The organism is Bradyrhizobium sp. USDA 4472, from assembly GCF_054058595.1.
Map to the genome: position 1 here is coordinate 6,217,857 of NZ_JBSSAM010000001.1, position 11,286 is coordinate 6,229,142.

8 protein-coding genes are annotated in these 11,286 nt (G+C 64.6%); 4 read left to right on the top strand and 4 right to left on the bottom strand.

Going from position 1 to position 11,286, the window contains the following annotated elements:
* Positions 1–96: 96 nt before the first annotated feature.
* Positions 97–1,533, bottom strand: coding sequence for a hypothetical protein (locus ACVWZ4_RS29280; RefSeq protein WP_456735175.1), 1,437 nt, complete (start codon positions 1,531–1,533; stop codon positions 97–99).
* A gap of 180 nt (positions 1,534–1,713) precedes the next feature.
* Here ACVWZ4_RS29280 and glmU point away from each other — a divergent pair, with 180 nt between their 5' ends.
* Complete coding sequence (gene glmU / locus ACVWZ4_RS29285; protein WP_456735174.1) at positions 1,714–3,069, top strand: bifunctional UDP-N-acetylglucosamine diphosphorylase/glucosamine-1-phosphate N-acetyltransferase GlmU; 1,356 nt, start codon at positions 1,714–1,716, stop codon at positions 3,067–3,069.
* Between the two features lie 6 nt (positions 3,070–3,075).
* Here the strand turns inward: glmU and ACVWZ4_RS29290 are convergent, their stop codons facing one another.
* Positions 3,076–3,306: a hypothetical protein gene (locus ACVWZ4_RS29290; protein ID WP_456703636.1), complete on the bottom strand. Its 231-nt coding sequence runs from the start codon at positions 3,304–3,306 to the stop codon at positions 3,076–3,078.
* A 225-nt stretch (positions 3,307–3,531) separates the two neighbouring features.
* Between ACVWZ4_RS29290 and glmS the strand changes: the two genes are divergently transcribed.
* The 3 genes from glmS (at position 3,532) to ACVWZ4_RS29305 (ending at position 7,182) form a co-directional block, all read left to right on the top strand.
* Positions 3,532–5,358: a glutamine--fructose-6-phosphate transaminase (isomerizing) gene (gene glmS / locus ACVWZ4_RS29295; RefSeq protein WP_456703635.1), complete on the top strand. Its 1,827-nt coding sequence runs from the start codon at positions 3,532–3,534 to the stop codon at positions 5,356–5,358.
* A 79-nt stretch (positions 5,359–5,437) separates the two neighbouring features.
* Complete coding sequence (locus tag ACVWZ4_RS29300; protein WP_456703634.1) at positions 5,438–6,208, top strand: DUF502 domain-containing protein; 771 nt, start codon at positions 5,438–5,440, stop codon at positions 6,206–6,208.
* A 107-nt stretch (positions 6,209–6,315) separates the two neighbouring features.
* Positions 6,316–7,182 (top strand): DUF1932 domain-containing protein, encoded by an 867-nt coding sequence (locus tag ACVWZ4_RS29305; protein ID WP_456735173.1) that lies wholly within the window; start codon positions 6,316–6,318, stop codon positions 7,180–7,182.
* 33 nt (positions 7,183–7,215) lie between these two features.
* On the opposite strand, the gene ACVWZ4_RS29310 is transcribed toward ACVWZ4_RS29305, so the two are convergent.
* Together ACVWZ4_RS29310 and recG are read right to left on the bottom strand one after the other, a co-directional pair.
* Positions 7,216–8,889, bottom strand: a complete 1,674-nt coding sequence (locus ACVWZ4_RS29310; RefSeq protein WP_456741689.1) for a sensor histidine kinase — start codon at positions 8,887–8,889, stop codon at positions 7,216–7,218.
* Between the two features lie 154 nt (positions 8,890–9,043).
* Positions 9,044–11,152 (bottom strand): ATP-dependent DNA helicase RecG, encoded by a 2,109-nt coding sequence (recG, locus tag ACVWZ4_RS29315; RefSeq protein ID WP_456703631.1) that lies wholly within the window; start codon positions 11,150–11,152, stop codon positions 9,044–9,046.
* Positions 11,153–11,286: the final 134 nt, after the last annotated feature.

The window sequence follows — 11,286 nt, forward strand, 5'->3', positions numbered from 1 at the left end:
ATTTGCGCAGCAATCAAGATCAGCCAGTTGGCCGCAGTTTTTTAGGAGCCTCGTTTCGGCGAGACGCTGCGGCTTCGATCCGATGTCCTGATAGTCCTACCTTCTGAAGAACGACGACAGCGTCGAACTTGCCGGGGCCGTCTCGGGCTTGGCTTGAGCAGCCGGCTGAGGTGCCGGTGCAGGCGCCGGCTCCTCGCGCTTTGACGAGCGCTTGGAGGAGTAGCTGCGGCGATGCCTCTCGGGCTTGGCAGCGGGCGCGGCAGCAGGGGCGGTTTCAGCTTCCGGTACCGCGTCCTGGCTCCTCTCCGCGTTCTTGTCCTGGTTCCTGTCTGAGCCCTTGTCCTGGTTCTTGTCTTGAGCCTTCTCTTGGGCCTTGTCCGGGCCGCCGCGCATCGACAGGCGCTGGCCATCGAACACGGTCGTCTCGCAATGGCGGTCGTTCTCGGCAAGACCGGCGCAGAGCTTCGCCGCGGCAGCGGCGTTGATCAGCGGGCCGGCGCCAAGGCGGAGCTGCATGCCGAGGCCGTTACCGCTTTCCTTGATCATGATGATCGGCCGCAGCGCGGCGATCTCAGGATTGGATTTGTTCAGGCCACGCCAGAGCGCGCGCAGGCCGTCGACCGAATTCGCGCCGCCGAGATCGATCGCAAAGCGCGTCTGCTGGACGGCGATCGCGGAAGGTTCTGCCTGGCTTGCTTCCGGCGATCTGGCCGGTGTCGCGGCAATCTCGGTCGTGGTAGGCGTCGGCTCAGGCTTCTTCTCTGCGGCCTTGTCGGTCGCGTTCGATTCGATCAATTTCGATGCGGCCGGATCGGGCGGAGCCATGATCGACTTCGATGGCACCAGCGGAGGGATCGGGACCGCTGACGTCGTCACCGGCGATAGCGGTACGAGCGAGGCGGCGGAAGCGCTCTGCGGCGGCGGGCTCGTCGGATCCTTTGCGGTGTCTTTCGAACTGTCCTTGTTCGAGCTGTCCTTGTTCGAACTGTCCTTGGGTTCCTTGCCAGCGCCTGCGCGCGGCCTGTCGACCAGCGAGGCCGCGGTCGAGGCGACCGGCGCGATCTCGGGTGCGGGCGTCGCGGGCTGCGCGGCCGCAACGGGCGGCTCCTGCGGCCTGGCGAGCGGCGGCTGGGGTGATGTCGCGTTCTGCCTGGCGAGGGCGCCCGTGACGGAATCGAGCCCCTGTTCGAGCACCGTGATGCGCGCATAAAGCCGGTCGCGATCGGAGTTCAGCGTCTCGATCGCGGAGGTGAGGCGGCGCGTTTCGAGCTGGCTTTCCTTGGTCAGCACCTGGAGCCGGTCGGACTGGCGGGCGAGATCGGCGGAGGCGACCTGGTCGCGTCGCCAGCCGAGCTGGGCCTGGTTGGCCATCACGGCGATCACGACGGCGCCGACGGCGGCCGCGCCCCAGGAGCCTAGCCGCCAGAGCATGCGGCGATCGAACGTGCTTTCCTCCGCCAAAAGGCCGGAGAACAGTCCGCCCGTCTCCTTGTCGCCGAAGGCATCCGCCAGTGGGTCGGAATCCTTTGCCATGAACGTTGAGTGCCCAGCCCTGTCTGGCTTCCCCGAATCAATCAAGGAACATTAACAGGAAAACCCACGCGCACTTGAATTCCGGGCGTTTGCGGGGGTAGCAAGGCAACAAGCTCGGGCGACATCGGCTTGTCGCCCGTCGGTATGACGATCGTTTCGGCCATTTTTGACAGGATTGCGATGACCGCCCGCTCAAGCCTCACGATCGTGCTCGCCGCCGGCGAGGGCACGCGCATGCGATCCAGCTTGCCGAAAGTTCTGCATTCCGTCGCTCACCAGACATTGCTCGCCTATGTGCTCGGTGCCGCACCGCAGGGTGCCGGCACCGCGCTCGCGGTCGTGATCGGCCCGGATCATCAGGCGGTCGCGGATGAGGCGAAGCGGATCCGTCCCGATGCGCTCGTGTTCGTCCAGGCCGAGCGGCTCGGCACCGCTCACGCGGTGCTCGCAGCGCGGGAGGCCATCGCGCGGGGCGTCGATGATGTCCTGATCGCGTTCGGCGATACGCCACTGATCTCGGCCGAGACTTTTGCGCGGTTGCGCGCGCCGCTCGCCAAGGGCGCGGCAATTGCCGCGCTCGGCTTTCGTGCGGCCGATCCGACCGGCTATGGCCGCTTCATCGTCGAGGGCGACCGCCTGGTCGCGATCCGCGAACATGCCGACGCCAGTGCGGACGAGCGCAAGATCAATCTGTGCAATGCCGGCGTGATGGCGGTCGACGGCCGCCGCGCCCTCGCGATCCTCGACAAGATCGGCAACGCGAATGCCAAGGGCGAGTACTATCTGACCGATGCGGTCGGCATTACCAGCGACAATGGATGGGAGTGTGTGGTGATCGAGACCAGCGAGGACGAAGTGCGTGGCATCAACACCAAGGCCCAGCTTGCGGAAGCAGAGGGCGTGATGCAGGCCCGGTTGCGCAAAGCGGCCATGGAGGCCGGCGTCACGCTGATCGCCCCTGAAACCGTCTATCTTGCCGCCGACACGGTGTTCGGCACGGATGTCACCATCGAGCCCTTTGTGGTGATCGGACCGGGCGTCTCGATCGCCGACGGGACCGTGATCCACTCTTTCTCACATATCGTGCAGACCACGCTCGGCAAGAACGTCTCGATCGGTCCCTATGCGCGGCTGCGTCCCGGCACCTCGCTCGGCGACGGCGCGCGGATCGGCAATTTCGTCGAGACAAAAGCCGCGACGCTGGAGGCCGGCGTCAAGGTCAACCATCTTTCCTACATCGGCGATGCCACCGTTGGTGCCAATTCCAACATCGGAGCCGGCACCATCACCTGCAACTACGATGGCTTCAAGAAGCACAAGACGACAATCGGGCAGGGCGCTTTTGTCGGCACCAACTCGTCACTGGTCGCTCCCGTGAAGATCGGCAATGGCGCCTATATCGGCTCCGGCTCGGTGATCACGCGCGACGTGCCCGATGACGCCATGGCGCTCGAGCGCAATCAGCAGACCATCCGCGAAGGCGGCGCTGCGCGCTACCGCGAGCTGAAGACGACCGGCAAGACGACCGAGAAATAAGCGGCGCTAGTCGTCGTCGGCGACTTCCGAGAACATCGCGCGCGTCAGGCGCCAGCCGCGCGGTCTGGCGCGCTTTGCCGGTTCGCCCGCGGCCTGCGTGACGAGGACAGGCTTGGCTTCCTTGCCGCGCTCCATGGCACGTTGGGGCGGTGGCCAATGGGCAAGGTGCGTGCCCGTGGTCTCGCTGGCGTGCACCAAACTCGATGACAGACCTTTGCGGTCGGACGTGCGTTTCATGGCCACATCTCCTGGCGGAGGAATCGTTGGTCAAATCTGTTGACAAGGAGTTAATGCACGCGGTTAAAGGCCGGCCACTTCAGACGAAGCGCAGGGCGCCCGGGGGCTGTCTCAATCAGCAATAATTGCAATAATTATTGAGTATCTGGTTCCCTCGGAATTTCGCTAAAAACCCGGCGCGTCGTTTAGGCGATTTTTTCGACGATTTGGGGGATATTGATCCGCATGTGCGGGATTGTCGGCATTCTCGGGCGCGAACCGGTTGCAGAGCAACTGGTGGATTCGCTCAAACGTCTCGAATATCGCGGCTACGATTCCGCTGGCATCGCCACGCTCGAAGGCAAGCATCTCGAGCGCCGGCGCGCCGAAGGCAAGCTGAAGAATCTGGAGAAGCGGCTGGAAGCCGAGCCGTTGAAGGGCACCACCGGGATCGGTCACACCCGCTGGGCCACGCACGGCAAACCGACCGTCAACAACGCCCATCCGCATGCGACCGATCGCGTCGCGGTCGTGCATAACGGCATCATCGAGAATTTCCGCGAGCTGCGCGAGGAGCTCGAGAAGAAGGGCACGGTGTTCCACACCGAGACCGACACCGAGATCGTGCTGCACCTCGTCGACGATCTCTTGACCCGCGGCAACAAGCCGGTCGAGGCGGTGAAGCTGACGCTGGCCCGCCTGCGCGGCGCCTTTGCGCTCGGCTTCATCTTCGCCGGCGACGACGATCTCATGATCGGCGCCCGCAACGGCCCGCCGCTTGCGATCGGGTATGGCGACGGCGAGATGTATCTGGGGTCGGACGCGATCGCGCTCGGCCCGTTCACGGATACGATCAGCTACCTCGAGGACGGTGACTGGGTCGTGCTGACGCACAAAAGTGCCGATATCTTCGACAAGGACGGTCAGGCCGTCGCGCGCGACAAGATCAGGCACGCTGCCTCGACCTCGCTGGTCGACAAGGCCAACTACCGCCACTTCATGGCGAAGGAGATCCACGAGCAGCCGGAAGTGGTCGGCCACACGCTGGCCCGTTATGTCGACATGGCGAGCGAGCGCGTCTCGCTGCCGGTCGGGCTGCCGTTCGACTTCAAGGACATCCAGCGCATCAACATCACGGCCTGCGGCACCGCGAGTTACGCCGGCATCGTCGCAAAATACTGGTTCGAGCGCTTTGCACGCCTGCCGGTCGAAGTCGATGTCGCCTCCGAATTCCGCTACCGCGAAGCGCCGCTGCGCAAGGGCGATCTCGCGATCTTCATCTCACAATCAGGCGAGACCGCCGACACGCTGGCCGCGCTGCGCTACGCCAAGGCCGAGGGCGCGCACACCATTGCCGTCGTCAACGTCCCGACCTCGACCATCGCGCGCGAGAGCGAGACCGTGCTGCAAACGCTAGCCGGCCCCGAGATCGGCGTCGCCTCGACCAAAGCCTTCACCTGCCAGCTCATGGTGCTGGCGAACCTCGCGATTGCGGCGGGCAAGGCGAGAGGCGAATTGTCCGATGAGGACGAGACAAGGCTCGTTCACGGCCTCGTCGAGGTCCCGCGCTTGATCTCGGACGCGCTCACCACCGAGCTTCAGATCGAGAAGCTGGCGCACCGGATCGCCAAATCCCGCGACGTGCTCTATCTCGGCCGCGGCACCAGCTTCCCGCTGGCGCTCGAAGGCGCGCTGAAGCTGAAGGAAATCTCCTACATCCACGCCGAAGGCTACGCCGCAGGCGAGCTCAAGCACGGCCCGATCGCGCTGATCGACGAGACCATGCCTGTTGTCGTGATCGCGCCCCACGACAGGGTGTTCGAGAAGACCGTCTCCAACATGCAGGAGGTCGCCGCCCGCGGCGGCAACATCATCCTGATGACTGACGCCAAGGGCGCGGCGGAGGCGACGGTGGATTCGCTCGTCACCATCGTCATGCCTGATATGGCTGCGGCTTTCACGCCGATGGTCTATGCCGTGCCCGTGCAGCTGCTTGCCTACCATACGGCTGTCGTGATGGGCACCGACGTCGATCAGCCACGCAACCTCGCGAAGTCAGTGACGGTGGAATAGGCAGAAGGGATCAGGTCGCGCTCTTCCAAAACCTGCTAGAAGTCCCTAGCTTGAATGTAGCGACCGACCTGGAACCCGAATGACCCCCCGCGACGACGCGCCTGCGCCGCTTGATCCCGCCCCGGAGCCGCATACCGGCCTGATGGGCCGCTTCCGGAATTATTTCCTGACCGGACTGATCGTCACCGGTCCGATCGCGATCACCCTGTACTTGGTCTGGTGGTTCGTCACCTGGGTCGATGGCGTGGTGCGGCCATTCGTGCCGCTGGCCTATCGTCCCGAAACCTATCTTCCTTACGGCGTTCCCGGCTGGGGACTGATTGTCGCATTCTTCACGCTGACCTTGGTCGGCTTCCTCGCCGCGAACCTGATCGGCCGTACCCTGGTGGATGTCGGCGAGACCTTCCTTGGCCGGATCCCGGCCGTGCGCGCGATCTATCGCGGTCTGAAGCAGGTGTTCGAGACGCTGTTCTCGGGCAAGGGCTCGAGCTTTCGCAAAGTCGGCCTCGTCGAGTTTCCCTCGCCCGGCATGTGGTCGATCGTGCTGATCTCGCAATCGCCGAGCGAGGACATTGCGCGCAGCCTGCCCGGGCAGGAGCAACATGTCTCGGTATTTCTGCCGTGCTCGCCGAACCCGACCACCGGATTCTTCTTCTACGTGCCCAGGAGCAAGATCATCGAGGTCGACCTCAGCGCCGAGGACGCGGCAACGCTGATCATGTCGGCCGGTGTCGTGCAGCCTGGCTCGGCGCCCGACCCGAAAAAGGCCGCCGCGCTTGCGGGCATGGCCAACGCCGCGCGCATTGCCAACGCCTCCACACTTCGGCCGGAGCCTGCGAAGGCGGAGTAGGGCTATTCCCATGCGGGATGGCCGGGGGTCACGCAGGCGTTCGTGTCCTCTGCTATTGTTCCGGTCGAACTGAGCGCAGCGCGCGGAATTCGAACCGGAGTGCCTCGATGTCCAAGTCGTCAAAGACCATTGCGATCCTCGCGCCCGGTGCCATGGGCAGCGCGGTCGCCCGCCGCCTGAGCGAGAGCGGCGCGCGCGTGCTGACGTCGTTGGAGGGGCGAAGCGAGGCGACGTTGAAGCGGGCTGCGGATGCCGGCATGGTCGACGCCGGGGACGATGCGATCGCGGACGCCGACATCATCCTCTCAATCGTGCCGCCGGGGGAGGCGGTGGCGCTCGCCGAGCGGCTTGCCGCGCTGATCGTCAAGCGCGCGAAGAAGCCTGTCGTGGTCGACTGCAACGCCGTCAACGTCGAAACGGTGAAGCGCATCGAGCAGATCATCGGCTCGGCGCAGGCGCCGTTCGTCGACGGCGGGATCATCGGCTTCCCGCCGCAGCCGGGCGGCAAGAGCCCGGCGTTCTATTTGTCCGGTGAGCATGCCAGGGACGTTGTCGTGCTGAAGGATCTCGGGCTCGACATCCGCGTCGTCGAAGGCCCGGTCGGTGCGGCCTCCGCGCTCAAGATGTCCTATGCCGGGATCGTCAAGGGTCTTGCCGGGATTGGCTCGGCCATGGTCGTGGCAGCAACCAAAGCAGGCGCCGCGGACGCGCTCCGCGACGAGCTCGCGCTGAGCCAGCCCGCCATCCTGGCGCGGCTCGAGGTCGCGCTGCCCGACATGATCCCGAAGGCCTATCGCTGGGTCGCGGAGATGCGCGAGATCTCCGGCTTTCTCGGACCGGATCATCCCGCGAGCCGGATCTACGAGGGCTTCGCCAAATGGTTCGAGCATCTGGCCGGGGACGCGAAGGGCGAGGCGGTCGATGCCGCGCTGCTGAAGGCGTTTGCGGCATCTGTTGCGCAGAAGAAAACCTAGCCGTCGTGCTCTCCGCCGTGAGCGGAAGGCCAATCAGCTCGCTTCCATCAGCGTCAGATCCTGGTCGGCTCGGTCGGTCGACCAGAACTGCATCACGCAACGAAGTCCGCCGGGATTGAAATCCAGGCTCACCGACCAGCCGGCTTCGCCGGCAAACATCCCGCTGATCATCTTCGTTCCGAAGCCGCGACGCGTGGGCTTGCGGACCAGCGGGCCCTCTCGCTCGGCCCAGCACAAGCGAACGAGGCCCTTCTCGTCGACCGTCCAGGATATTTGCAGCTTCCCCGACGGGACGGAGAACGCGCCATATTTCGCGGCATTCGTGCTGAGCTCCTGGAGCGCGGCTGAGATTGCCAGAGCGAGCTTGGGCGGCAACAGGATATCTGGACCATCGATCTCGAGACGTTCCGGACCCGCGTAGGGGGCCAGCGTCTGCTTGATGACAGACACCAGGCTCACGCCAACCCAGTTGTTTTCAGTGAGGAGATTGTAGGCGTGCGAAAGCGCCAGAAGCCGACCTTCGAATGCGGCTGCGTATTCGTTGAGATCATTTGAGCTTGCACGGGACAGGCGGGCGATCGACTGGACGGTCCCGAGCGTGTTCTTCACCCGGTGATTGATCTCGTCCAGCAGCGCCTTCTGCTGCTTCAAGGCGCCGGCGAGTTCGCTTCCGACTTGATGCAGGACCTTCTTCATCCGGTTGACTTCGCTGATCGTGCCCAGCTTTGGCGCCAGGGCACCCGAGCGCAAACCGGCGACATATCGTTCGAGATCGGCGAATTCCGCCAGGAAGCGGCGAGACAGCAATCGCGCCAGCGCCAATCCCAGCGCGAACGTTAGAAGAGTCAGCGCAACGATCCACTCGGCTGTCCGATGCAGCGGGCCATCGATGACCTCGCGAGGAACGGCAAGATTGATCGACCAACCGCTTTGATTGGATCGCAACATGGATGTGTAGGTCGGAACGCCCGTCCGCGACACGGCTTTGACCCACCAGGCGGAAGGTTGGCCGAGATGTGCCATCACCTCCGGGATGGTTTGCCGGCCTACCAGGTCGTCGCCATCGACCAAGGGACGCCGTGCCAGCAGAATTCCGTTGGCATCGGCGATGCTGCCGACCATCCCGGCGGAGACGTATTCGTCCATCAACGAGGACAGATATTTCGTCGATAGTCCGATGTTGAGCGCGTAACGGATGTCGCCGCCGATGCGGACCGGAACGGCGATGGTGACGATCGGCTGACCATCGACCACGGCGCGCTGAAGTCCGGACACCTGTGGTTGGCCCGTTTCGATCGCCCGGCGCTCGACGTCGAATGCGACGCGCTTCGGCAGGCGTGCATCGAGCTCAAGACGCGTGTTGACGACCTGCTGGCCATCTGGCGCGTAGAGGACAATGGCCACCCCGCCGATCAGCTTCACCGCCTCGATGGCGTGCTCTCTGAATTCCGCGAAATTCTGCCGCGAGAGCGAAGGGGAGAGAGCAAGGACCTGCAGATCCTCGATGATGTTCGCCACCCGAAGCTCCGCCGCATTCCGCATGAGGCGAAGCCTGTCTTCATAATCGGCCTTCGTGAGCTGGGAGGATTCCGCCACGAAATGATAGGCGAGAAACGCCGCGCAGGCCGCGACGGGAATTGCGGTGATGAGCGCGAGCAGCAACAGATAGGTTGAAACTGGCCAGGTCCGAAGGGATCGCCTCATCATTCTTGCCGTTCGACGCCGCAAGACACGCACGCTCATCCCCCAGGCCATGCTTGCCTCGACAAGCTGATTCCTTCAAGGTACCGGCTGGCTGGCAGCTAGCAACTACGGTTTGTTGGAACCAGCGGAAGGAACTTTTGTTCCAAACTTTTGATCCTCAACCCGCCCCGATCAGCGGAATCGCCTCGTCCCGCTCATAAAGATACAGCAGGCAGCGTAGCGCTTCGCCGCGCTCGCCTTTCAGCTTCGGATCATCTTTCAGGATGCGCAGCGCCTCGTCACGAGCCTGGGTGATGAGCTGACCGTGGACCTCCGACCGCGCGATGCGGTAGCCGGGCAGGCCGCTCTGGCGGATGCCGAGCACATCGCCTTCGCCGCGCAGCTTCAGATCTTCCTCCGCGATGCGAAAACCGTCTGTGGTCTCCCGGATCACCTTCAGCCGCGCCTTCGACATTTCGCCGAGCGGCTCGCTGTAGAGCAAAATGCAGGTCGAAGCCTCCGTGCCGCGTCCGATGCGGCCGCGGAGCTGGTGCAGCTGGGCAAGGCCAAAACGCTCGGCGTTCTCGATCACCATGATGGTGGCGGCCGGCACGTCAACGCCGACCTCGACCACTGTCGTCGCGACCAGAAGCCCGATCTCGTGGGCCGCGAACTGGCCCATGACGCGATCTTTCTCGGAGCCCTTCATCTGGCCGTGAACGAGGCCGACGCGGTCGCCGAAGCGCTTTTGCAGGCTCTCGAAACGTTTCGTCGCGTTGGTGAGATGCTCGGTGCCTTCGGCCTCGGATTCCTCGACCAGCGGGCAGATCCAGTACACCAGCTTGCCTGATGCGAGTGCACGGCCGACCCCGTCCATGACCTCACCGAGCCGGCTCATCGCGACGGCACGGGTGTCGATCGGCTGGCGGCCTGCCGGCTTTTCTCGGAGCTCGGAGATGTCCATGTCGCCGAAATAGGTCAGCACCAGCGTGCGCGGGATCGGTGTGGCGCTCAGCACCAGCACGTCGACCGCGTCGCCCTTCGAGGTCAGCGCCAGTCGCTCGCGCACGCCAAAGCGGTGCTGCTCGTCGACGATGGCAAGCGCGAGGTCGTGGAAGATCACATCGTCCTGGATCAGCGCATGGGTGCCGACGAGCAGATCGATCTCGCCGGCTTCGAGCTGCGCCAACAGCTCGCGCCGCTCCTTGCCCTTTTCCCGGCCTGTGAGGATCGCGACCCGCAGGCCGGCGCGCTCGGCGAGCGGAGCAATGGTCTTGATGTGCTGGCGCGCCAGGATTTCGGTGGGGGCCATCAGCGCGGCTTGCTTGCCGACCTCGGCCACCGCCGCAGCCGCGAGCAGCGCCACCACGGTCTTGCCGGAGCCGACGTCGCCCTGAAGCAGGCGGAGCATGCGCACCGGCTGCTTCAGGTCGTCGGCGATGGCCGCCGTGGCGTTGCGCTGGGAGGGCGTCAACGCATAAGGCAGCGCATCGATGATCTCGTTGCGCAGATGACCGTCACCGGCATTGCGCACGCCGGCGGGACGGCGCAGCTGGGCGCGGATCAAAGCGAGCGCGAGCTGTCCGGCGAGCAGCTCGTCGAAGGCGAGGCGGGACCAGTAGCGTTGGTCGGGCAGGATATCCGTGAGCTCGACCGGCTGATGCACGCGCTGGAACGCTTCCGTGACAGGCGGGAAATCGCAGCGGCGCAGCACCTCCGGACTGATCCATTCCGGCAAGGCCGGCAGCTTCTGCAACGCCTGCGCGACCGCGCGGCGGAGCGAGCCGAGTGCGAGACCCTCGGTGAGGGGATAGACGGGATCAATCCCTGAGAGCTTTGAGATCGCCTCCTCGTCGAGGACGCGGTCGGGATGCACGATCTGCGGGATGCCGTCATACATTTGCAGTGTGCCGGAGACGAAGCGCTTCTCGCCTGTTGGCAGCAGCTTCTCGACATAGCCGGGCTTGGCGCGGAAGAACGTCAGCACGACGTCGCCGGTCTCGTCGCTGGCATAGACCAGATACGGTGCGCGTGAATTGCGCGGTGGAGGCGGGCGGTGGCGGTCGACGACGACCTCCAGCGTCACCATGGTTCCCTGGACCGCGTCGCGGATTTTCGGGCGCGCCCGGCGGTCGATGACCTGGCTCGGCAGATGCAGCAGGAGGTCCACCAGCCGCGGCGTCTCGCTCCGGCTGAGCAGATATTGCAGCAGCTTGTCCTGCTTCGGACCGACGCCGGGCAGGCTGGTCACGGGAGCAAACAGCGGATTGAGCAGGCTAGGGCGCATGGGAGCGAATCTAGGATCGTTTCGGCCCGTCATGCCCGGCTTTATGCCGGGCATCCACGTCTTTTTTCGAAACGCCCCGCACGGGTGCGGCCATGCCAAATCGAGGGCTGACACGCAGGGTCCGAGTGGCTATA